General features: G+C 66.2%; 25 protein-coding genes and 1 tRNA gene. 22 read left to right on the forward strand and 4 right to left on the reverse strand.

Annotation, left to right across the window (positions count from 1 at the left end; genetic code table 11):
* Positions 1-16: 16 nt before the first annotated feature.
* Positions 17-3,592, forward strand: a complete 3,576-nt coding sequence (locus XM1_RS14290; protein WP_068434575.1) for a response regulator — start codon at positions 17-19, stop codon at positions 3,590-3,592.
* A gap of 413 nt (positions 3,593-4,005) precedes the next feature.
* Here the strand turns inward: XM1_RS14290 and ykgO are convergent, their stop codons facing one another.
* Complete coding sequence (gene ykgO, locus XM1_RS14295; RefSeq protein WP_008614494.1) at positions 4,006-4,131, reverse strand: type B 50S ribosomal protein L36; 126 nt, start codon at positions 4,129-4,131, stop codon at positions 4,006-4,008.
* Positions 4,132-4,277: 146 nt separating this feature from the next.
* On the opposite strand from ykgO, the gene XM1_RS14300 reads away from it, so the two are divergent.
* Entirely contained in the window at positions 4,278-5,069 is a 792-nt protein-coding gene (locus XM1_RS14300) for an N-formylglutamate amidohydrolase (protein WP_231920521.1), read from the forward strand.
* On the opposite strand, the gene XM1_RS25155 is transcribed toward XM1_RS14300, so the two are convergent.
* Positions 5,066-5,188: a hypothetical protein gene (locus XM1_RS25155; protein ID WP_255360598.1), complete on the reverse strand. Its 123-nt coding sequence runs from the start codon at positions 5,186-5,188 to the stop codon at positions 5,066-5,068. The genes XM1_RS14300 and XM1_RS25155 overlap by 4 nt on opposite strands.
* 242 nt (positions 5,189-5,430) lie before the next feature.
* Here XM1_RS25155 and XM1_RS14305 point away from each other — a divergent pair, with 242 nt between their 5' ends.
* Positions 5,431-5,694, forward strand: coding sequence for a DUF2312 domain-containing protein (locus XM1_RS14305; RefSeq protein WP_068434578.1), 264 nt, complete (start codon positions 5,431-5,433; stop codon positions 5,692-5,694).
* Between the two features lie 91 nt (positions 5,695-5,785).
* Here XM1_RS14305 and XM1_RS14310 read toward each other — a convergent pair whose 3' ends face one another.
* The gene (locus tag XM1_RS14310; RefSeq protein WP_068434581.1) at positions 5,786-6,241 is read right to left on the reverse strand and encodes a MucR family transcriptional regulator; all 456 of its coding nucleotides are present in this window, start codon (positions 6,239-6,241) and stop codon (positions 5,786-5,788) included.
* A gap of 339 nt (positions 6,242-6,580) precedes the next feature.
* Here XM1_RS14310 and rpiB point away from each other — a divergent pair, with 339 nt between their 5' ends.
* The 11 genes from rpiB to XM1_RS14365 all read left to right on the forward strand — a co-directional run bounded on the left by rpiB (position 6,581) and on the right by XM1_RS14365 (position 16,628).
* Positions 6,581-7,015 (forward strand): ribose 5-phosphate isomerase B, encoded by a 435-nt coding sequence (rpiB, locus tag XM1_RS14315; protein ID WP_068434584.1) that lies wholly within the window; start codon positions 6,581-6,583, stop codon positions 7,013-7,015.
* Positions 7,016-7,044: 29 nt separating this feature from the next.
* Positions 7,045-8,328 (forward strand): serine hydroxymethyltransferase, encoded by a 1,284-nt coding sequence (glyA, locus tag XM1_RS14320; RefSeq protein WP_068434587.1) that lies wholly within the window; start codon positions 7,045-7,047, stop codon positions 8,326-8,328.
* Between the two features lie 58 nt (positions 8,329-8,386).
* The gene (gene nrdR / locus XM1_RS14325; protein ID WP_068434590.1) at positions 8,387-8,848 is read left to right on the forward strand and encodes a transcriptional regulator NrdR; all 462 of its coding nucleotides are present in this window, start codon (positions 8,387-8,389) and stop codon (positions 8,846-8,848) included.
* 31 nt (positions 8,849-8,879) lie between these two features.
* Positions 8,880-9,956 carry a bifunctional diaminohydroxyphosphoribosylaminopyrimidine deaminase/5-amino-6-(5-phosphoribosylamino)uracil reductase RibD gene (gene ribD, locus XM1_RS14330; RefSeq protein ID WP_068434593.1) on the forward strand — a complete coding sequence of 359 codons (1,077 nt, stop codon included), beginning with the start codon at positions 8,880-8,882 and terminating at the stop codon, positions 9,954-9,956.
* Positions 9,957-9,967: 11 nt separating this feature from the next.
* The gene (locus XM1_RS14335) at positions 9,968-10,561 is read left to right on the forward strand and encodes a riboflavin synthase (RefSeq protein WP_068434596.1); all 594 of its coding nucleotides are present in this window, start codon (positions 9,968-9,970) and stop codon (positions 10,559-10,561) included.
* A complete protein-coding gene (gene ribB / locus XM1_RS14340) occupies positions 10,533-11,681 on the forward strand; it encodes a 3,4-dihydroxy-2-butanone-4-phosphate synthase (RefSeq protein ID WP_068434599.1) in 1,149 nt (382 codons plus the stop codon). The genes XM1_RS14335 and ribB overlap by 29 nt, the downstream gene beginning before the upstream one ends.
* Positions 11,682-11,815: 134 nt before the next feature.
* Positions 11,816-12,262 (forward strand): 6,7-dimethyl-8-ribityllumazine synthase, encoded by a 447-nt coding sequence (ribH, locus tag XM1_RS14345; protein WP_068434601.1) that lies wholly within the window; start codon positions 11,816-11,818, stop codon positions 12,260-12,262.
* Entirely contained in the window at positions 12,259-12,735 is a 477-nt protein-coding gene (gene nusB, locus XM1_RS14350; RefSeq protein ID WP_082700537.1) for a transcription antitermination factor NusB, read from the forward strand. The genes ribH and nusB overlap by 4 nt, the downstream gene beginning before the upstream one ends.
* Positions 12,736-12,798: 63 nt before the next feature.
* The gene (gene thiL, locus XM1_RS14355; protein ID WP_068434605.1) at positions 12,799-13,803 is read left to right on the forward strand and encodes a thiamine-phosphate kinase; all 1,005 of its coding nucleotides are present in this window, start codon (positions 12,799-12,801) and stop codon (positions 13,801-13,803) included.
* Between the two features lie 3 nt (positions 13,804-13,806).
* The gene (locus XM1_RS14360; RefSeq protein WP_231920522.1) at positions 13,807-14,265 is read left to right on the forward strand and encodes a flagellar basal body-associated protein FliL; all 459 of its coding nucleotides are present in this window, start codon (positions 13,807-13,809) and stop codon (positions 14,263-14,265) included.
* 281 nt (positions 14,266-14,546) lie between these two features.
* Positions 14,547-16,628, forward strand: a complete 2,082-nt coding sequence (locus tag XM1_RS14365) for a sodium-translocating pyrophosphatase (protein WP_068434611.1) — start codon at positions 14,547-14,549, stop codon at positions 16,626-16,628.
* Between the two features lie 407 nt (positions 16,629-17,035).
* Here the strand turns inward: XM1_RS14365 and XM1_RS14370 are convergent, their stop codons facing one another.
* Positions 17,036-17,494: an outer membrane protein assembly factor BamE gene (locus XM1_RS14370; protein WP_068434614.1), complete on the reverse strand. Its 459-nt coding sequence runs from the start codon at positions 17,492-17,494 to the stop codon at positions 17,036-17,038.
* A gap of 125 nt (positions 17,495-17,619) precedes the next feature.
* On the opposite strand from XM1_RS14370, the gene XM1_RS14375 reads away from it, so the two are divergent.
* The 8 genes from XM1_RS14375 to XM1_RS14410 all read left to right on the forward strand — a co-directional run bounded on the left by XM1_RS14375 (position 17,620) and on the right by XM1_RS14410 (position 22,329).
* Positions 17,620-18,183, forward strand: a complete 564-nt coding sequence (locus tag XM1_RS14375; protein WP_068434616.1) for a ubiquinol-cytochrome C chaperone family protein — start codon at positions 17,620-17,622, stop codon at positions 18,181-18,183.
* Positions 18,180-18,725, forward strand: coding sequence for a DUF177 domain-containing protein (locus tag XM1_RS14380; RefSeq protein ID WP_068434618.1), 546 nt, complete (start codon positions 18,180-18,182; stop codon positions 18,723-18,725). Before XM1_RS14375 ends, XM1_RS14380 begins: the two co-directional genes overlap by 4 nt.
* Positions 18,726-18,810: 85 nt before the next feature.
* Positions 18,811-18,993, forward strand: coding sequence for a 50S ribosomal protein L32 (gene rpmF, locus XM1_RS14385; RefSeq protein WP_009869122.1), 183 nt, complete (start codon positions 18,811-18,813; stop codon positions 18,991-18,993).
* A 38-nt stretch (positions 18,994-19,031) separates the two neighbouring features.
* Positions 19,032-20,087, forward strand: coding sequence for a phosphate acyltransferase PlsX (plsX, locus tag XM1_RS14390; RefSeq protein ID WP_068434621.1), 1,056 nt, complete (start codon positions 19,032-19,034; stop codon positions 20,085-20,087).
* A 17-nt stretch (positions 20,088-20,104) separates the two neighbouring features.
* The gene (locus XM1_RS14395) at positions 20,105-21,079 is read left to right on the forward strand and encodes a beta-ketoacyl-ACP synthase III (RefSeq protein ID WP_068434624.1); all 975 of its coding nucleotides are present in this window, start codon (positions 20,105-20,107) and stop codon (positions 21,077-21,079) included.
* Positions 21,080-21,241: 162 nt separating this feature from the next.
* Positions 21,242-21,562: an integration host factor subunit alpha gene (locus tag XM1_RS14400; RefSeq protein WP_068434627.1), complete on the forward strand. Its 321-nt coding sequence runs from the start codon at positions 21,242-21,244 to the stop codon at positions 21,560-21,562.
* On the forward strand, positions 21,559-22,110 hold the full coding sequence (locus XM1_RS14405) for a MerR family transcriptional regulator (protein WP_068434629.1): 552 nt from the start codon (positions 21,559-21,561) through the stop codon (positions 22,108-22,110). Before XM1_RS14400 ends, XM1_RS14405 begins: the two co-directional genes overlap by 4 nt.
* A 142-nt stretch (positions 22,111-22,252) precedes the next feature.
* Positions 22,253-22,329, forward strand: a tRNA-Pro gene (locus XM1_RS14410).
* Positions 22,330-22,349: the final 20 nt, after the last annotated feature.

The raw sequence follows: 22,349 nt of genomic DNA on the forward strand, positions 1-22,349 counted from the left end.
AGGGGGAGAGCGGCGCGTGCCGGGGGTGTCAGCCGACGACAGGGACACGGCGCAGGACAAGTGGTCCGGCGGCCGCTGGCGATTCGGCATCCGGGCTAAGCTGGTGGTGGCCGTCGGCACCGTGGCCGGCATGATCATGGTCGCCAGCCTGCTCACCTGGTTCAGCTATTCCGAGATCGAGCGCCTGCTGGCGGCGGTGACGCGCACCAACCTGCCGTCGCTGTCCAACGCGCTGAAGCTGTCCGAGGCCACGGCGCGGCTGGCGGCGGCGGCTCCGGCGTTGGACGGCTCGCAATCCCAGTTCCAGCGCCAGAGCAATTTCGTCGCCCTGCAGCAGCAGACCGAGCGTCTGCTGGCCCTGGTCGATCATCTGGCGGGCTCCATCGGCGACACCGGCCGGGTCGAGGAACTGCGCTCCATGATCGCCGCCTTCGCCGACAACGTGGTGGACCGCAACATCTTAGTGGATAAGCGGCTGCAGCTGGCCGAGCGCAGCCGGGCCCAGGCCGAGATCATCAGCCAGCTCGACGTGGAGGTTCACCGCGCCATGGGCGGTCTGGCCGGCGACCCGGCCCTGGCCACCGTGGTGCTGGCCTCCAACTTCCTGCGCGAGGCGGTGGTGGCCGGCACCCTGGAAAAGGTCGGCGACCTGCGCGGCGCCTATGAGGAGCAGGTGCGCTCCCTGGCCGAGTTGGTGGACGGCTCGGGCGCCAGGGCCCAGCGGACCCGCGAGTTGACGCGGCGCGTCCTCGCTTTGGGGACGGGGCCGGAAAACGTCTTCGAGCTGCGCACGCTTCAGATGCTGACCATCGTGCGTCTTGCCGCCGCCAACGACGAGGGCAGGGATCTGGTGGCCCGCACCTCGTCCTCGGTGGGCCGCCTCGTCTCGGCGGCCGAGGCCGAGGCCGCCGAGAACGAGCGCCGCACCGAAGCCGCGGTGTCCAGCGGCCGGACCACCATGCTGGTGGTGGCCATGCTGACCTTCTTCGGGCCGCTGCTGTTCATCTGGCTCTATCTGGGGCGCAGCGTGGTGGCGCGTCTGGCCGGTCTGGCGTCCTCCATGCACGCTATCGCAGAGGGGGATTTCCAGGCCCCCATTCCCGGCGAGGGCAACGACGAGATCACCGACATGGCCGCCGAACTGGCGGTGTTCCGCGACGCCATGGCCAAGCTGCAGGAATCGTCCGAGGCGCTGATCGAAAGCGAGCGCCGCCTGCGCCGCATCCTCGACACCTCGCCGCTGGCTCTCGCCATCTCGCGGGTGTCGGACAACGCCATCTTGCTGGTCAATCCTCGCTGGTCCGAGCTGTACCGGGTGCCCAAGTCCCGCGCCCTGGGCACCACGGTGACGTCGTGCTACGCCGATCCGGAAAACCGGAACCGGCTGGTGGAACTGGTGAGGAAGCGCGGCTTCGTCGGCGGTTTCGAATGCCGCATGCGGGCCAGCGACGGCCACGAGTTCTGGGCCATGCTGTCGGCCGCCGAGATCGAGATGGACGGCGAGCCAGCGGTGATCGCCTCGTCCACCGACATCACCCGGCACAAGGAGGAGGAAGCCGCCCTGGCCGAGGCCAAGAAGGTGGCCGAGGAGGCCAGTCAGGCCAAGTCCCTGTTCCTCGCCACCATGAGCCATGAAATCCGTACCCCCATGAACGGGGTGCTGACCATGGCCCATCTGCTGGAAGACATGCCGCTGCCCGCCGAACAGCGGGAAATGGCCCGGGTCATCCGCGATTCCGCCACCGCGCTGCTCACCATCATCAACGACATCCTGGACTTCTCCAAGATCGAGGCCGGCAAGCTGCAGTTGGAGCTGGTGGAGCTGTCGGTGGCCGATCTGGTGGAAGGGGTGGCCGACCTGCTGACCATCCGCGCCCAGGAAAAGGGCATCAGCCTGATCACCTTCGTCGATCCCACCCTCACCGACCGGATGGTGGGCGACCCGGTGCGTTTGCGCCAGATCATCACCAATCTGGCCGGCAACGCCATCAAGTTCACCGACAAGGGGTATGTGCGCATCTCGGTGCGGGCGGTCGATCCGCGCGAACGCCCGCTGCGCCTGGAATTCTCCATCGCCGACACCGGCATCGGCCTGGATTCCGAGCAGCAGGCCCGTCTGTTCGAACCTTTCATGCAGGCCGACATCACCATTTCCCGGCGCTATGGCGGCACCGGGCTGGGCCTGTCCATCTGCCGCCGTCTGGTGGCCATGATGGAGGGCGACATCGGGGTGCGCAGCAATATCGGCCAGGGCTCCACCTTCTGGTTCCAGGTGCCGCTGCAGCCCGCCCTGGCCGAAGCCGCCATGGAGATCGGGCCGGACCTGTCGGGCATCGCCGTCCTGGTCATGGCCGAAGGACCGGTGGCGGCGGAATGCCTGCGCCAGTATCTCGGCCATCTCGGCGCCCAGGTGGCGGTCGTGGTCGGGGTCGAGAGCGCGGTGGCCGCCGTGCGCGCCGCCGCCCTGGCCGGCTGGACCTACGACGTCGCCGTTCTGGACGGCGGCCAGGACTTCCGCCTGCGCATGGGCGTGGCCGGCGCCCTGATGACCGCCGCCGGGTCGGACCTGGATCTGAAGGTGATCATGCTGGTGGCCCAGGACACCTTTGCCAGCGTCGCCGCCGAGGTCAAGGCCGCCGGCCTGTTCGCCGCCCTGCCCAAGCCGGTGCGTCGCCGCCAGTTGTGGCGGAGCGTCGCGGCGGCGGTGGGCCGCGCCTCGGCCGAGGACGATTCCGCGGAAAGCGAGGGGATCGAGGAGGGATGGCTGCCGCCGTCCATGGAGGAGGCCGCGAGCGCCGGCGCCCTGATCCTGGTCGCCGAGGACAACCCCACCAACAAGGTGGTGATCCGCCACCTGATGGAGCGTCTGGGCTATGCCATCGAGGTGGTGGGCAATGGCGCCGAGGCGTGGGAGCGCATGCAGATCCGCGATTACGGCCTGCTGCTGACCGATTGCCACATGCCCGAGATGGACGGCTACGAGCTGACCCAGCGTATCCGCGAATGGGAGATGGAGACCGGACACCAATTGCCCATCGTGGCGCTGACCGCTGACGCCCTGGCCGGCACGGCGCGGCGTTGCCTGGATTGCGGCATGAACGCCTTCCTGGCCAAGCCCATCGACCTGGCCCAGCTGGACGCCACCATCCGCCGCCTGCTGCCCGTGGCGGTCGGATTGCGCCAGCGGCGTTCGGAGGGGCCGCGGCCCGCCTCGCTCTCCGGCGGGATCGCCCCGCTGGTCATCGCCGACGATCCGAACCTGCCGCCGGTCCTCGACCTCACACCCATGCGCCAGATCTTCGGCGATATCGGTGACGAGGTGCGCGATCTGCTGGCCCTGTTCGTGGACACCACCCGGCCGCTGGTGGCCGATCTGGGCGACGCCCTCGAGGCCGGCGATTGCCTGGCGGCGCGCGAGGCGGCCCATTCGGCCAAGGGGGCGGGCAACAGCGCCGGCGCTTTCCGTTTCGCCAAGCTGTGCGCCGAGGCCGAAGCCGCCGCCGCCGCCGCCGACCTCGGCCGGGCGATGGCCGTGTTTCCCGCCCTGGAAGCCGCCTTCGACGAAGCCGCCGAGGCGGTGGCCGCGGTATAGCCGTTTTCCTTTGTCGTCATCCCGGAAGTGCGAGGCGCTATTCGGGATGCGGGAGCCGTTCCCCCCTGGGTCCCGGCTCAAGGCCGGGATGACGAAGGAAGAATAAAAAAGGTCATGTCTGCGCCGGCTGTTGGTGGTCCATATGGCTCGCCAACAGCGGAGGATTACAAGGTTTTGCCGTCTGGTATGGACGTCATGCGCGGACTTCATCCGCGCATCCACGCGGGGCCGTCCGGCACTATGCCGCCGGAAAGACGTGGATGGCCGGGTCAAGCCCGGCCATGACGAAGGCCAGACGGTGCAGGACCGCCAACAGGTTCTGCCGACATGGTAAAAAGAAAACCGCGCTCCCGGTGGGGGAGCGCGGTTTGCTTCGATCCGAGCCTGTAAGGGCGCCGACCGGCTGCCGGACGTTAGCCCTGGCGAGCCTTGAAGCGGGGGTTCGTCTTGTTGATGACGTAGACCCGGCCCTTGCGGCGAACGATGCGGCAATTCTTGTCGCGCAGCTTGGCCGACTTCAGCGAGTTACGAATCTTCATGGTCCGACTTCCTAAAGCGTAATTGTCGCCGAAACGACGTCACTTGGGTTCGCAAGCGCGAGGCCGGGAAAATACGGAAACCAGGGCGGGCTGTCAACAGCTCGTGAAACGTTTTTTTTCGAATTTCTGAAGTTATACTCCTGGCCATGCTGAAGTTCATTCCCGACCCCCACGGAACCCCTGTCGCCTTCCATACCGTCGATGGGCGCGCCGACGCTCGGGCGCTGGTGGTCTGCGACCATGCCTCGGCGGCCATTCCCGCCAGTCTCGGCGATCTGGGCGTGGGCAAGGCCGAACGGATCAGCCATGTGGCCTGGGACATCGGCGCCGCCCGCGTCGCCGCCCTGGTGGCCGAGGCCCTGGGCTGTCCGGCGGTGCTGGCCGGAATCAGCCGTCTGGTCATCGACTGCAACCGGCAGCCCGGCGACCCGTCCTCCATTCCCGCCCGGACCTGCGGGGTGAGGGTGCCGGGCAACGAGGCCGTGGACGAAGCCGAGGCCGACAATCGCGCCCGGTCGTGGTTCTGGCCCTATCATACCGAGATCGGCGACCGCATCGCCCATCTGTGGCGCCATGGCCGCCCGCCGGCGGTGGTGGCGATTCACAGCTTCACGCCTTGCATCAAGGGCCAGATGCCGCGCCGTTGGCATGTGGGCGTGCTGTGGAACCGCGATCCGCGCATGGCGGCGCCGGTGCTGGCGGCCTTGAGGGCGCGCGGCGATCTGGTGGTGGGCGACAACCAGCCCTATTCGGGCCGCGAGATCAACTACACGCTCGATACCCATGCCGGCGCGGCGGGACTGCCCAACGTCTCGTTCGAAATCCGCCAGGATCTGGTGGCCGACGAAGCCGGCTGCATCCGCTGGGCCGCCATCCTGGCCGGGGTGCTGGGCGGCGTCCTGGCCGACGACGGACTGTACCGCGCCGAAATCTATTAGAATCCGGTATTGAAGACGGAACAGCCGCCCCGGGTGCGGTCGTTGTTGCCCTTGATTTCGCAATTGCCGCAGGCGGCCAGCGACAGGCACAAAAGCATGGCGGTCATCAGATATCGCATGGCCCTACCTTTTACCAAGATGCGCTGATCGAAATCGATCCGCGCATCTTCGCCCTCAATCGCCGGGCGCCGCCGGTGGCGGCTTGGCTCCCGCCGCATAAGCGGCGCGACCCCTTGGGCCTATTCAAACCGCAATGAGTCTGGCTCATCGCGGTTTGAGATTAGCATGTCGCAACACCCCGCTTGAACCGGCATCCGCGCTTGGCTATGGTTCGGGCCGATTTCCAGCAGGGAGCCTGTCCATGAGCGACGACCAGAACACCAGCCAGATCGGCGGCATCGCGGCCGAGGCGCTGCGGCAGTTCATCGACCGCATCGAGCGGCTGGAAGAGGAAAAGAAGGCGCTGGCCGCCGACATCAAGGATGTCTACGCCCAGTGCAAGAGCCAGGGCTTCGACACCAAGATCATCCGCAAGATCGTGGCGCTCCGGAAGCGCGACCGCCAGGAGCGGGAAGAGGAGCAGCAGATCCTCGACCTCTACCTCGCCGCCATCGGCGAGGCCTGAGCCCCGTACCATCCATCGCCGGCGGGCGTGGAAACAAAAACGGCGCGGTGCCCTGGGGCCCGCGCCGTTTGCATGTCTGCGGCAATGACGCCTAGCGGCGGCCGCGCCGGGTCGGCTTGTCGGTGGTTTCGCCGGCCTTGCGGCCCAGGCCGATCTTCTTGGCGAAGTCCGAACGCTGGGCGGCGTAGTTGGGGGCGACCATGGGGTAGTCGGGCGGCAGGCCCCACTTCATCCGGTACTCGTCCGGGGTCATGTTGTAGGTGGTGCGCAGATGCCGCTTCAGCATCTTCAACTTCTTGCCGTCCTCGAGACAGATGATGTAGTCGGGGGTGACCGACTTCTTGACGGCGATGGCGGGCTTCGGCGCCTCGGACTTTGCTTCCGGCTGGCCGCCTTCAAGGGATGAAAGCGAGCCGTAGACCGTATTGATCAGTTCCGGCAATTGTCCAGCCGGCACCGGATTCTTTCCCACATAGGCGGCGACTACATCGACGGCCATGCGCAGCAGGTCGTCACGATTGGCCTTGTCCGAGTTGATGTCGCTCATCTGTCTGTCCGACCGTAGTTTGTTGGCATAATTGAATCAATGAACGCATGGCTGCATTTCACTGTCAATTGGAAATTGAATCTCGTGAATAATGAGTTCTTGGAGTTGGTATGAGTTTCAATAATCATCATCCCGATGGACGGGGGTTTACGCCCATAGTCTGTATAGAGGGCAGGGTTTCTATTGCCGCTATGCCCAAACATGATCCGATTGGGATAATCCTCGCCACCGCGCTGTGTCGCTATCGGGCGTGCCCCATAAGCTTGTGGCGCATTGGCAAGACGGTCCGACATATGGTATCTAGCCCTTTCGAACCAGGATCGCCGAGGTAGGGTGTTGATGAGCGCGAAAACCATTGCCGTTGCCTGTGATCACGGTGCCATCGAGATGAAGGAATTGCTGGTCAAGGACTTGTCCTCGGCTGGGTGGACGGTGCTTGATCTCGGAACCGACGGGCCCGATTCGGTGGACTATCCCGATTTCGCGGTGAAGATGGCCGAGGCGCTGAAGGATGGCCGGGTTGAGCGCGGCGTGCTGCTGTGCGGCACCGGCATCGGCATTTCCATCGCCGCCAACCGCTTCGTCCATGTCCGCGCCGCCCTGGTCCACGACGCCTTCGGGGCGCGCATGTGCCGCCAGCACAATGACGCCAACGTCCTGGTGATGGGCGGGCGCACCACCGGCCCCGAGGTGGCCCGCGACTGCCTGAAGATTTTCCTCGAAACCGAATTCGAGGGCGGCCGCCACGCCAAGCGCGTCGCCAAGATGTCCTGACCAACCCGTTGCCATCTGAAAGAGACCCGATGTCCAGCGCCCCCACCGATGCCTTTTTCCGCACCCCGCTTTCCGAGCGTGACCCCGAAGTCTTCGCGGCCATCACCAAGGAACTGAAGCGCCAGCAGGACCAGATCGAGCTGATCGCCTCCGAGAACATCGTCTCGCGCGCTGTCCTCGAGGCCCAGGGCTCGGTGATGACCAACAAGTATGCCGAGGGCTATCCCGGCAAGCGCTATTACGGCGGCTGCGAGTTCGTGGACATCGCCGAAAGCCTGGCCATCTCGCGCGCCTGCCAGATCTTCGGCTGCACCTACGCCAACGTCCAGCCCAGCTCGGGCTCGCAGGCCAATCAGGGCGTGTTCATGGCGCTGTTGCAGCCCGGCGACACCATCATGGGCATGAGCCTCGCCGCCGGCGGCCATCTGACCCACGGCGCCGCTCCCAACCAGTCGGGCAAGTGGTTCAAGGCCGTGCAGTACGGCGTGCGCAAGCAGGATGCCCAGATCGACTTCGCCGAGGTGGAGGAACTGGCCCGCACCCACAAGCCGAAGCTGATCATCGCCGGCGGCTCGGCCTATCCGCGCACCATCGACTTCGCCCGCTTCCGCAAGATCGCCGACGAGGTCGGGGCCTTTTTCATGGTGGACATGGCGCACTTCGCCGGCCTGGTGGCGGGCGGCGTGTATCCCAATCCGCTGCCCCATGCCCATGTGGTGACCACCACCACCCACAAGACCCTGCGCGGGCCCCGTGGCGGCATGATCCTGTCCAACGATGCCGAGATCGGCAAGAAGATCAACTCGGCCATCTTCCCGGGCATCCAGGGCGGTCCGCTGATGCATGTCATCGCCGGCAAGGCGGTGGCCTTCGGCGAGGCGCTGAAGCCCGAGTTCAAGCTCTACGCCAAGCAGGTGGTCGACAACGCCCGCGCCCTGGCCGACACCCTGGTGCGTCGCGGCCTGGACATCGTGTCGGGCGGCACCGATTCGCATCTGATGCTGGTGGACCTGCGGCCCAAGAAGCTGACCGGCAAGGCCGCCGAGGCCAGCCTTGAGCATGCCGGCATGACCTGCAACAAGAACGGCATTCCCTTCGATCCCGAGAAGCCGACCATCACCTCGGGCGTGCGCCTGGGCACTCCGGCGGCGACGACCCGCGGCTTCGGCGTCGAGGAGTTCAAGAAGGTGGGCGAGCTGATCGGCGACGTCCTCGACGGTTTGGCCGCCAACCCCGAGGACAACTCGGCGGCCGAGGCCCGGGCGCGGGCCGAGGTGGCGGAGCTGTGCAAGCGCTTCCCGATCTACCAGTAATCAAGCAAGGGACGGAGGCGGCAAGGACCGCCTCCGCCGTATTCCGGGGGGAAAGATCATGCGGTGTCCCTTTTGCGGTCACGACGATACCCAGGTGAAGGATTCGCGGCCGACCGAGGATAACTCGGCCATCCGGCGGCGGCGCTCGTGCCCGGAATGCGGTTCGCGCTTTACCACCTTCGAGCGGGTGCAGATCCGTGACCTGGTGGTCATCAAGAAGGACGGCGGTCGCTCGCCCTTCGATCGCGACAAGGTGCTGAAGTCGCTGCGCATCGCGCTCAGGAAGCGCCCGGTGGACGACGAGCAGATCGAGCGCATCGTCAACGGCATCCATCGCCGCCTGGAAAGCATGGGTGAGAACGAGGTTCCGTCCAAGTTCATCGGCGAACTGGTGATGGAGGTGCTGATGGACCTCGACAAGGTCGCCTATGTCCGCTACGCCTCGGTGTACCGCAACTTCCGCGAAGCCAAGGACTTCGAGGATTTCCTGGGGAAGATGGTTGTCAGCCGCCACGATTGATCGCACTCAAGCAGAGATCGACCTGGGGCACATGCGGGCCGCCCTGGCGCTGGCCCGCCGTGGCCTGGGCACCGTATGGCCCAATCCGGCGGTGGGCTGCGTCATCGTGAAGGATGGCCGGGTGGTCGGCCGGGGCTGGACCCAGCCCGGCGGACGCCCCCATGCCGAGACCGAGGCCCTGGCCATGGCCGGAAAGGCGGCCCAGGGCGCCACGGTCTACGTCACCCTGGAACCCTGCGCCCATCACGGCAAGACCGCTCCTTGCGCCGACGCCCTGGTCGCCGCCGGGGTGTCGAGGGTGGTGGTGGCGGTCCAGGACCCCGATTCGCGGGTGGCGGGCAAGGGCGTCGACCGCCTGCGGGTCGCCGGCATACCGGTGACCGAGGGCGTGCTGCACGCCGAGGCCGCCGAGCTGAACGCCGGCTTCTTTCTGCGCATCAATACCGGGCGGCCGCTGGTCACCCTGAAGCTGGCCACGACCCTTGACGGCCGCATCGCCACCCACAGCGGCGAAAGCCGCTGGATCACCGGCGAGCAGGCCCGGGCCGCGGCCCATCTGCTGCGCGCCGAGACCGACGCCATCATGGTAGGCAGCGGCACCGCGCTGCATGACGATCCCGACCTGACCTGCCGCCTGCCCGGACTGGTGGAGCGTTCGCCGGTCCGCGTGGTGGTGGACGGGCGCCTGCGCCTGCCGCTGACCAGCCGGCTGGTCTCCACCGCCAACGACGTTCCCACCTGGCTGCTGACGCTCGAGGATTGCGACAGCGACCGCCGCGAGGCCTTTGAGGATGCCGGGGTGGACGTGGTCGAGGTCTCGTCCGGTCCCGACGGCGCCATCGACCTGGAACTGGCGCTGCAGGCGCTGGGCGAAAGCGGCGTCACCCGCGTTCTGGTGGAGGGCGGCGCCCATCTTTCGGCCGCCCTGCTGCGCGCCGGGCTGGTGGACCGCCTGGTGTGGTTCCGCGCTCCCCGCCTGATGGGCGGCGACGGTCTGCCGGCCGCCGTGTCGTTCGGCGTCGACCACCTGGCCCAGACCCCGCATTTCGAACGCGTCGAGGTCCGCACCATGGGCGACGACGTGATGGAAACCTATATTCGACTCTAGAGAGGTCATCCATGTTCACCGGCATCGTCACCGATCTCGGCGTGGTGCGCCGTGTCGTTCGCGGCGAGGGGCGGGAGGCCCGCTTCGAGATCGCCAGCGGCTACGACACCAGCACCATCGCCATCGGCGCCAGCATCGCCCATAACGGCGTGTGTCTCACCATCATCGAGGTGGGGCCGGACTGGCATGCGGTGGAGGCCTCGGCCGAGACCCTGTCCAAGACCACGCTCGGCTCGTGGCGCGAAGGCTCCAAGGTCAATCTGGAGCGGGCGTTGAAGGTGGGCGACGAACTGGGCGGCCACATCGTATCGGGCCACGTGGACGGCGTCGCCAAGGTGGTGAGCATCACCCCCGAGAACGAATCCAAGCGTTATGTCTTCGAGAGTCCGGCCGATCTGGCCTGTTTCGTCGCTCCCAAGGGCTCGGTGGCGCTGGACGGCGTGTCGCTCACCGTCAACGAGGTTGACGGCCGCCGGTTCGGCATCAACGTCATTCCCCATACTCAGGCGGTGACCACCTTTGGCACCTATCGTCCCGGCGACGAGGTGAATATGGAAATCGACATGCTGGCGCGCTATGTTGCGCGCCTTCTGCAAAAGGACTAGCGCCTTGGTTTCCGAATATCACGCCTACCTTTCGTCCATCGAGGACATCATCGAAGAGGCCCGTCAGGGCCGCATGTTCATCCTGGTGGACGACGAGGACCGCGAGAACGAGGGCGATCTGGTCATCCCGGCCGAGATGGCCAACGCCGACGCCATCAATTTCATGGCCCGCTTCGGGCGCGGCCTGATCTGCCTGTCGCTGACGCGGGGCCGCTGCGAGCATCTGGGCCTGAAGCCCATGAGCGCCGACAACGGCACCCGCATGGAGACCGCGTTCACCGTCTCCATCGAGGCCCGCGAAGGCGTCACCACCGGCATTTCGGCGGCCGACCGGGCGCGCACCGTGGCGGTGGCCATCGACACCGAGAAGAACCGCTACGACATCGTCACGCCGGGTCACGTCTTTCCGCTGATGGCCCGCGACGGCGGCGTGCTGGTGCGCGCCGGCCATACCGAGGCCGCCGTGGACATCTCGCGTCTGGCCGGTCTCAATCCCTCGGGCGTGATCTGCGAGATCATGAACGACGACGGCACCATGGCCCGCATGCCCGATCTGGTGAAGTTCGCCCAGCATCACGGCCTGAAGATCGCCACCATCGCCGACCTGATCGCCTATCGCCGCCGCAACGACAAGATCGTGGCGCGCGAGGTCGAGGCGCCGTTCCATTCCAAGTGGGGCGGCGACTGGAAGATGATGGTCTACACCAACACGGTGGCCTATGCCGAGCACATCGCCCTGGTGAAGGGCGACCTCAACGCCGAGGGGCCGGTGATGGTCCGCGTCCATGCCGTCAACGTGCTGGACGACGTGCTGGGCGACCAGGGTTCGGGCAAGGCCGGCGAGCTCCATTCCGCCATGGAAATGATCGCCGCCCACGGTTCCGGCGTCATCGTGCTGATCCGCGAGCCGCGCCCCACCAGCCTGTCCGACATGGTGCGCGCCCATCTCGAGCGCCGCCCGCCGGCTCCGGCGCTGCGCGATTACGGCGTCGGCGCCCAGATCCTGCTGGATCTCGGCGTGCATGAAATGATTCTGCTGTCCAATACCAAGCGCTCCATCGTCGGCCTGGAAGGCTATGGCATGAAGGTGGTGGAGCAGCGGTCGATTCCGGTCGGCTGAACAGTACCCGACGAAGGCTGGCTCCGCGAAGCGGGGACAGAGTGAGGAGGCAAGCCCAAGGGGCGCCGCGGCTTATGCCGCGAAAGCCAAGCGAAGCGCCCGGCGCCTGAGGGCTATGTAAGGAGAGTCCCAAAATGGCGAAGGTTCTCATCATCGAGGCCCGCTTCTACGATCATATCGCCGACGGCCTGCTGGCCGGGGCGCGCGCCGAGTTCGACAAGGCCGGAATCGAGCACGACCTGCTGGTGGTGCCGGGCATCTTCGAGTTGCCTGCCGCGCTGAAGCTGGTGCTGACCGCCGCCGAGCAGGGCAACGAAGGCGCCCGCTACGACGGTTTCGTCACCCTGGGCTGCGCCATCCGGGGCGAGTCCGACCATTACCACCACGTGGGCACCGAGTGCATGCGCGGTATCGCCGATCTGTCCATGGCCTACGACCTGGCCCTGGGCAACGGCGTGCTGACCGTCCACAACGAGGCCCAGGCCCTGGCGCGGTCCGATCCGGCGCGCAAGAACCTGGGCGGCCAGGCGGCCCGGGCCTGCCTGCGCATGATGGCGGTCAAGAAGGAGCTGGGCCTTTGAATACCGCGCCGAATAACCCCTCGGTTGCCAAGCGCAGCGCCGCCCGGCTGGCCGCCGTCCAGGTCCTCTACCAGATGGAGATGACCGGGACCGATACCGAGCGCGCCCTGCAGGACGCCAAGGACCGCCGCGCCAACGAGCCCAAGGGCCGCATGGCCGATCCCGATTCCTCGCTGCTCAATCAGGTGGTGCGCGGCGTGTCCGCCCAGATGGAGGACATCGACGGCCATGTGGGCCGGGCGCTGTCTTCCGACTGGACCGTCGACCGGCTGGAAGCCGTGCTGCGCGCCATCATCCGCGCCGGCGCCTGGGAATTGTCGGCCCGGCCCCAGACCCCGGCCCGTGTCTGCATCTCGGAATGGGTGGACGTGGCCCACGCCTTTTATTCCGGTCCCGAACCGGGACTGGTCAACGCGGTTCTCGACCGTCTCGCCCAGACGCTTCGGGGCGGCGAGATGAACAAGGGCGCCTAGGATGAAGCCAGCGGGCTTCATCCGTCGCGGGGCGGAACGCCCCCACCGAGACCGAGGTCTACGGTGAGCGGCGGGGCGCCCGACGAGTTCGGCCTGATCGCCGAGTTGTTCGCTCCGCTGGCCGCCGGTTATCCCGGAGCCCTGGGGCTCAAGGACGACGCCGCCTTCATTGCCGCCGAGCCCGGCTACGACACCGTCGCCACCATGGATTCCATGGTGGCGGGCGTGCATTTCCTGCCCGACGACCCGCCCGATCTGGTCGCGCGCAAGCTGATCCGGGTGAACCTGTCCGACTTGGCCGCCAAGGGCGCCGAGCCCCGGCTGTTGATGCTGTCCGCCGCCTTTCCCCGCACCGTGGAGCAGGACTGGCTGCGCCGGTTCGGCGCCGGGCTGGCCGAAGACGTCCGGGCGTTCGGCGTCCACCTGATCGGGGGCGACACCGTGTCCACGCCGGGGCCGCTGACGCTGACGCTCACCGCCCTGGGGCGGGTGGAGGCGGGGCGGGGGCTGAAACGGTCAGGGGCCGGGGAGGGCGACACCATCTGGGTCTCGGGCTCCATCGGCGACGGCGCCCTGGGGCTGAAGGCCATCCGCGGGGAACTGCCCGGCCTTTCGGTGCCCCATCTGGAGTTTCTCGCCGGGCGCTATCGCCTGCCCCAGCCCCGGGTCGCTCTCGGGCCCAGGCTGGTGGGGCTGGCCCGTGGCGCCATGGACGTGTCCGACGGCCTGGTTCAGGACTTAGGCCATCTGTGCCGGGCGTCGGGCCTGGCGGCGCGGATTGAGGCGTCGAGGGTGCCGCTGTCGGCCGCCGCCGCCGGGGTCTTGGCGCGCGACGAGTCCCTGCTTGCCTCGGTGCTGGCGGGAGGCGATGATTACGAGGTGCTGTTCACCGCGCCGTCCGGGGCGGAACAGGCCGTCGCCGGTCTGTCGGCCGAATTGGGCATCGCGCTCGCGCCCATCGGCACCATGGTCCAGGGCGAGGCGGGCAAGGTCGCTGTAATCGGTGCGAATGGCGGGGAAATCGCCGTTGGCCGGGGTGGCTGGCGCCACTTCCATGCGGGGGAATAGTCTTTGGTCCGGTTGATCTTCATGGTGGTGGGCTTGCTGATGCTGATCGGCGCGGTCATCGGCGGCCTGTACTTCTGGGGCATCGATCCGTTGGCCAAGCTGGGCATCACCGCACCCATGATGAACAAGGAGCCGGCCGCGCCGCCGCCGCCGCCGCCGGTTTTCGTGGATTTCGGCCTGCTGATCGTGCCGGTGATCCAGGATCGCGAGGTCAAGAAGCAGGCCGAAATGATCGTCCGCCTCCAGGTCGATCCCAAGGACAAGGAAATCGTCGCCAAGAATTTGCCGCGCCTGCAGAACGCCTATCTCGCCGAGATGATCACCTATCTGGGGCTGACGGTGAAGGAAGGCCAGCCGCTGGACGTTCCCGCCATCCGCCGCCGGCTGACCATGACGGCGGAAAAGACGCTGGGCGGAGTCTACGTCAAGGACGTGGCCATCGAGAATCCCAACCTGAAATAATTTCCACCCCTTCGGCTAGTCCCAAGGGCGAACGGCCCCTGCCCATTGGTGCGGGAGAACCCGGGTAAAGATGGATGGCCGGTGCCGAAATTGCCCCGGACGATGAAATTTCATCGCAATAATTCCAGAATATCACCGTGATGCGAGCATTTTATTGCATCCGCAAGGTTCTTCTGGCAGTTTCTCCACGCTTCCGTCGCCCCCTCTCGACCTGGCCCCCGTGGCTGGGCTTCAAGCGGTCTCGCGGCGTTAAGAAGATTCATCAGGGGACTCGAACCACAATGACCACTCTCTTCGTGATCGCATGCGGCGTCCTGGCGCTGCTGTACGGGGTCTACGCCATCAAGTCGGTGATGGCGACCTCGGCCGGCACCGCCCGGATGCAGGAAATTGCCGCTGCCGTGCAGGAAGGCGCCGCCGCCTACCTGAACCGGCAGTACACCACCATCGCCATGGTCGGCGTCGTCGTCGCCATCATCCTGGCCGCCCGCCTGGGCATCTATCAGGCCGTCGGCTTCGTCATCGGCTCGGTGCTCTCGGGCGTCGCCGGCTACGTGGGCATGAACGTTTCCGTTCGCGCCAACGTCCGCACCGCCGAGGCCGCCCGTTCGGGTGGCATGCAGCAGGCCCTGGACGTGGCCTTCAAGTCGGGCGCCATCACCGGTCTGCTGGTGGTCGGTCTCGGCCTGATCGGCGTCGCCGGCTACTACATGATCCTGAAGAGCGTCGGCATCGATCCGCGCGGCCTGCTCGAGGCCCTGGTGGCCCTGTCGTTCGGCGCCTCGCTGATCTCCATCTTCGCCCGTCTGGGCGGCGGCATCTTCACCAAGGGCGCCGACGTGGGCGCCGATCTGGTGGGCAAGGTCGAAGCGGGTATCCCCGAGGATGACCCCCGCAACCCGGCCGTGATCGCCGACAACGTGGGCGACAACGTCGGCGACTGCGCCGGCATGGCCGCCGACCTGTTCGAGACCTACGCCGTGACCGTCGTCGGCACCATGCTGCTGGGCTCCATCTTCTTCACGGGCGTCGCCCAGGAGCAGATGATGCTGCTGCCGCTGGTCATCTGCGGCGTGTGCATCTTCGCCTCCATCGTCGGCACCTTCTTCGTGAAGCTGGACGCCGGCATGAACATCATGAAGGCTCTGTACAAGGGCCTGATCGTCACCGGCATCCTGTCCGCCGTGCTGATCGCCGTGATCATCAACACCACCCTGGGCGGCTTCGATGCCAAGTTCCAGGCGGGCAGCCTGACCATCACCGGCATGGGCCTGTTCATCTGCGCCATGATCGGTCTGGTCGTCACCGGCCTGCTGGTGTGGATCACCGAGTACTACACCGGTACCGATTACCGTCCGGTCAAGTCGGTGGCCCAGGCCTCGACCACCGGCCACGGCACCAACGTCATCCAGGGTCTGGCGGTTTCCATGGAAGCCTGCGCCCTGCCGGTGATCGTGATCTCCATCGCCATCATCGTGACCTACAAGATCGCCGGCCTGTTCGGCATCTCGATCGCCGCCACCACCATGCTGGCCCTGGCCGGCATGATCGTCGCGCTGGACGCCTATGGTCCGGTGACCGACAACGCCGGCGGCATCGCCGAAATGGCCGAGCTGCCCAAGGAGGTCCGCAAGACCACCGACGCTCTCGACGCCGTCGGCAACACCACCAAGGCCGTCACCAAGGGCTACGCCATCGGCTCGGCCGGTCTGGCCTCGCTGGTGCTGTTCGCCGCCTACACCGAGGACCTGAAGCACTACTTCCCCAAGCTGAACATCACGTTCAGCCTGGAAGATCCCTTCGTGGTCGTCGGCCTGTTCCTCGGCGGTCTGCTGCCCTACCTGTTCGGTGCCATGGGCATGCAGGCGGTGGGTCGCGCCGCCGGTTCGGTGGTGGTGGAAGTCCGTCGCCAGTTCAAGGAAATCCCCGGCATCATGGAAGGCAAGGCCAAGCCCGACTACGGTCGCGCCGTGGACATGCTGACCAAGGCCGCCATCAAGGAGATGATCATCCCCTCGATGCTGCCCGTACTGTCGCCGGTTGTCCTGTACTTCGTGATCATGGCCGTGGCCGACCAGAAGTCCGCCTTCACCGCCATGGGCGCCATGCTGCTGGGCACCATCGTGACCGGCCTGTTCGTCGCCATCTCGATGACCTCGGGCGGCGGCGCTTGGGATAACGCCAAGAAGTACATCGAAGACGGCCATCATGGTGGCAAGGGTTCCGACGCCCACAAGGCGGCGGTGACCGGCGACACCGTCGGCGATCCCTACAAGGACACCGCCGGCCCCGCCGTCAACCCGATGATCAAGATCATCAACATCGTCGCCATCCTGCTGCTGGCCATGGTCGCCGGTCACTAAGACCGACAACCAGCCGGCAACAGGCTGACAAACGGAAAACCCCGGTCGGAAACGACCGGGGTTTTTTGTGATTCAAGGCGGCAGACGTGGAGTCATGAGACACGGATGTCACGGATGCGGTGCTTCGCACCGCTCACGGATAAACACGGAAATGCTCTCGTTTCCGGCTACCTCCCCAACCCTGCCCCAGAATGACCATATGGAATTTCCATAATCCGTGGCCGCGAAGCGGCATCCGTGTCCATCCGTGTTCCATGACCAGATGAAACCCGCATTGGCTCCGCCATTCGGCGCTCTCATGGAAATTTAAACCGGACAGCGCTTGGCGCGACCCGGGGTCCGGGGCATTGGCCCCGGATGGGTTTGGGCGATAGCCCAACAGATCCAATGGATTGGAAAGGTTCAGGCTACTTCTTGTCGCCGGGCGACTTGGAGAAGCGGCCCACATTGCCCATCAGCTGCTGCAGGATGGTCAGCTCCTTGCCGGCGGTGGGGGTTTCCCGGGTGGCGGGGACGACGTCCTTGCCGTCCTCCAGGCCGCGATTGTCGATGGCCCGCACGGTTCCGGCGCGGTCGAACACCACGGTAACCACCTTGCGTTCCTTGACCTCAGGCTCGAAAAACGCCTCGCGCTCGGTGATGGCGGAGATGTAGTGCCAGCTTTCCTCGCCGAACGGGGTGATGTTGGACGGTGTTCCCAGCAGGGCCTGGACATCCTCGCGCGTGCTGGTGCCGACCTTGATCTGGGCCAGTTGCTCGGGCTGAGGGTTGTTGCCGCGCACCTCGATGATGGGCGAGCAGGCTGTCGCCGTCACGATCAGGCAAGCGGCAAGGAGGGAACGATGGGGAGACGATGTCTTTTTCATTCTCTACGACGCCGAGGCATTGACGACAGGCGGCCCGATTGGCCAATGTGGGGGCACATTGCACCCCCCATCGCCGCCTTGTCAACGCCGTCTCCCCATTCGGGGCGAGGCTTCGGAACCCAGAAATGCCTTTTCGCAAATTCAAAGAGCGCCGGCGCCGCGAACAGATCGCCCACGACCTTTACGTGGCTGTGATCAACCAGGCGCGCCTGGCCGATTTCTACCTGCGTTTCGCCGTGCCCGACACCCTGGACGGGCGGTTCGACCTGATCGTGCTGCATGCCTTTCTGGTCATGCGCCGCCTGCGTCAGGTGGCCGCCGAGGAGGGCGGAGAAGAGGCCCGCGAGGTGGCCCAGACGCTGTTCGACCTGATGTTCGCCGATATGGACCAGAATCTGCGCGAACTGGGGGTCAGCGACATGTCGGTGGGCAAAAGGGTCAAGCAGATGGCCCGCGCCTTCTACGGCCGCGCCGCCGCCTATGACGACGCCCTGGATTCCGGCGGCGCCGGGTTGGCCGAGGCCCTGCGCCGCAATCTCTATGGCACCGTGGAGGGCGAGGTGGCCGCCGAGGCGGTCGAAGGTGTGGCGGGCTATCTGCTCGCCCAGTCCAAATTCCTGGCCGGACAGACGGCGGCCGCGCTGATGGCCGGGCAGGTGGCGTTTCAGGCCCCGGAGGGCGGCTCATGACCAGCGACGAAAGCATGCCGTTCAGCCACACGGTGGCGGTGGACAAGATTCCCGCCCGGGGCAGCCGCCTGCATGTGGAGCCCGGCCCCGCCGAGAGAGAGGCGGTCGCCCGCTGGCTCGATCTGCGCGAAGTGTCTGAAATGTCCGCTGAATTTCAGCTCACCCCCTTGGGAAAGACGGGGATGGTGCGTGTCAACGGCCGGTTGACGGCCAAGGTGACGCAGTCCTGCGGTGTTACTCTGGCTCCGGTGGAGACCCTGGTGGACGAGGAGATCTCCATGACCTTCGGCCCGCCCGGCGACGAGGACGAGGAGGAGGGCGACGAGATCGAGATCGACTTCCACGAGGCCGATCCGCCCGACCCCATCATCGACGGCGCCATTGACCTGGGGGCCGTGATGGTCGAGCATCTTTCGCTGGGCGTCGATCCGTTCCCGCGGGCGGCGGGGGCAGAGTTCGAGGCGCCTGAGGACAAGGCTGAGGCCCCGGAACCCAAGGCGAATCCCTTCGCCGTTCTGGCCTCGCTCAAACAAAAAAGGTGAGGGGGTTCAGCATCCCCTTGCTACCCGTCGCCTTTTTGGCTAATAAACCACCCTTTCCCATTCCGGGTTGAAGCGAGTAGATATTATGGCCGTTCCGAAGAAGAAGACCTCCAAGTCCCGCCGCGACATGCGTCGCGCTCACCACGCCCTGGTCAACGTGACCGGCGCCGAGTGCCCGAACTGCGGCGAAGTGAAGCTGCCCCACCACGTCTGTGGTTCGTGCGGCCACTATGACGGCCGTGAGGTTGTCGCCCAGGCGGAAGCCTAAGCCGACCCTCTATTGGCCAGGCAGGGGAGTGCGGGTCGGTGAGCGCTGCTGTCACCATTTCCATTGACGCCATGGGGGGCGATGCCGCCCCCGACATGGTCGTGGAAGGGGTGCGCATGGCTCACGAGCGCCTCCCCCATGTTCGCTATCTGATGTTCGGGGATTCGGCGCGGCTCGAGCCGTTGCTGGCGCGTTTCCCCGAGATCAGGGGCGTCTGCACCATCCACCACACCGACGAGGCGGTCTCCATGGAGGCCAAGCCCAGTCAGGTGCTGCGCACCGGGCGCAAGTCCAGCATGTGGCTGGCCGTGGATGCCGTGCAGAAGGGCGAGGCGGCGGGAATCGTCTCGGCCGGCAATACCGGCGCGTTGATGGCGGTGTCCAAGTTCGTGCTGCGGACACTGCCGGGTATCGACCGCCCTGCCATCGCCGGCATGTTCCCGACCATCCGCGGCGAGACCCTGATGCTCGACCTGGGCGCCAACGTGGACTGCAACTCCAACAATCTGGTGGAGTTCGCCGTGATGGGCGAGGTCTACGCCCGCCATGTGCTGGGGCTGGAGAAGCCCTCCATCGGCCTGCTGAACGTCGGCGCCGAGGACATGAAGGGCAACGACGCGGTCAAGGCCGCCGCCGCCACCTTGCGGGAATATCACCTTCCCATCGATTTCCGGGGCTTCGTCGAGGGCAACGACATCTGCGGCGGCGCGGTGGACGTGGTGGTGACCGACGGATTCACCGGCAACATCGCACTCAAGACCGCCGAAGGCACGGTGAAGCTCTATTCCACCTTCCTCAAGGAAGCGTTCAAGAGCTCGCTGCTGGCCAAGATCGGCTATCTCCTGGCCGGACACGCCATCAACAAGGTCAAGGTCCGCACCGATCCCCGCCGCTACAACGGCGCCATGTTCCTGGGCCTGAACGGCATCGCCGTGAAGAGCCACGGCGGCACCGATGCCTTCGGCTTCGCCAATGCGGTGGGCGTGGCGGTGGAACTGGTGACCCATGGCTTCAATGACCGTATCCGTAAGGAATTCGACCGCCTGAAGCCGACCGAGGCGTCGTTGTCGCAACTGGCCGCCGGCTCCCGGTGACGAGGAACTGATTTATCATGATCGTGCGTTCCCAGATCGTCGGCTGCGGTTCCTACCTGCCGGCCCGTTGCGTCACCAACGCCGAATTGGCCGCCCAGGTGGACACCTCGGACGAATGGATCGTCGAGCGTTCTGGCATCCGCCAGCGCCACATCGCCGCCGAAGGCGAGACCACCTCGGACCTGGCCACCAACGCCGCCATCCGCGCCCTTGAGGCCGCCGGCATTTCCGGCTCGGCCGTGGACCTGATCGTGCTGGCCACCGCCACCCCCGACAACACCTTTCCCGCCACCGCCACCAAGGTTCAGCAGCGCATCGGCATGAAGCATGGCGCCGCCTTCGACATCCAGGCGGTGTGCTCGGGCTTCGTCTACGCCTTGTCGGTGGCCGACAACTTCATCAAGTCCGGCCAGGTGCAGACCGCCCTGGTGATCGGGGCGGAAACCTTCTCGCGCATTCTCGACTGGAACGACCGCACCACCTGCGTGCTGTTCGGCGACGGCGCCGGCGCCGTGGTGCTGCGTGCCAATCGCGGCAAGGGCAGCAGTGCCGATCGCGGCATCCTGTCCACCCACCTCCATTCCGACGGCAGCCATTACGACCTGCTCTACGTCGATGGCGGCCCGTCCAGCACCCAGACCGTGGGCCATGTCCACATGGAGGGCAAGGAGGTCTTCCGCCACGCGGTGATCAACCTCGCCTCGGTGGTGGGAGAAGCCCTGTCCGCCAACGACCTCAAGGCCTCGGACATCGACTGGGTGGTGCCGCACCAGGCCAACCGCCGGATCATCGAAGGCACCGCCAAGAAGCTGGGCTTCCCGCTCGACAAGATGGTGATGACCGTGGAAAAGCACGCCAACACCTCGGCGGCCTCCATTCCCCTGGCCCTCACCGAGGCGGTGGGCGACGGGCGGATCAAGCCCGGCCAGCTGGTCCTGCTGGAAGCCATGGGCGGCGGATTCACCTGGGGTTCCGCCCTGGTGCGCATCTAGCCGCCTAGTCCCGGAATCGGGACCAGGCTCTGTCGATAAAGCCCTGCTATACTCTTGCATGGCCGCTGCAACGCCATCGCGCATCCCTCTGATATTGACTGATTTCTCGTAAGGGGCTAGGGTCGCACCAGCTTTTCGGATTCCTACATCGGCTGGGGCGTCATGACAGACAAGACCATTACGCGGGCGCAACTGAGCGAGGCCGTCTACCAGGAGGTGGGACTGTCGCGCAATGAATCCGCCGATCTGCTGGAAGCGGTGCTGGACGAGATCGCCGGCGCGCTGGCCAAGGGCGACGCGGTGAAGATTTCGTCGTTCGGCAGCTTCTCTGTCCGTTCCAAGGGCCAGCGTATCGGCCGCAATCCCAAGACCGGCGAGGAAGTGCCCATCACGCCGCGCCGCGTGCTGGTGTTCCGGCCTTCGCAGCTTTTGAAGAAGAAGATCAACGACGGCATGTCCGCCAAGCGTAGCGGGACCAAATGACCGGCGACGACGGGGAAGAGAATGCGGCCCGGCGCAACGGCAAGTCCGAGGCGGCGTTCCGTACCATCAGCGAGGTCGCCGACGACCTCGACGTTCCCCAGCACGTCCTCCGCTTCTGGGAAGGCAAGTTTCCCCAGGTCAAGCCGTTGAAGCGCGGCGGCGGGCGGCGCTATTACCGTCCCGACGACGTGGCGCTGCTGCGCCGCATCCGCGACCTGCTCTACAGCGAAGGCTACACCATCAAGGGCGTGCAGAAGCTGTTGAAGGAGGGCGGGGCCAAGGAAGCCCACGCCCCGGCGCCGGCCCGCGCCGCCGAGCCCGAGCTGTCGCTCGGCCTCGACCATCCCGAGGAGCATGACGAGGACGACGAGATCGACGACATGCATGTCGAGGAGGACGAGGTCCGCCATGACGTCATCCGCGCCATCGTCGGCGGCGACGGGAATCTTCCGGTGGCGCAGGGGGCTCTCGGCTCCAGCCTGCGCCACGAATTGGAGGATATCCTGGCCGAGCTGGAGCAATTGCGGGCCTTGTTGCGGGCGCGTTAAAATCCTTGAAGAACTGGGTTGCGTTGGCCGGGCGGCCTGACTATAGTGCGCCCCTCTCCCGGCACACCCCGCCGGTTCTTCCCCCTCCCGGGGCGGTTTTCCGCCTGGGATCACAGGTTTCGGTGGCCTCGGCCGCCGTGGTCGGAGCGTAGCGCAGCCCGGTAGCGCATCAGTCTGGGGGACTGGGGGTCGCAGGTTCGAATCCTGTCGCTCCGACCAAAGTTCGACGGCCCGGCTCA

The sequence above is a fragment of the Magnetospirillum sp. XM-1 genome (assembly GCF_001511835.1).
Taxonomy (GTDB): domain Bacteria; phylum Pseudomonadota; class Alphaproteobacteria; order Rhodospirillales; family Magnetospirillaceae; genus Phaeospirillum.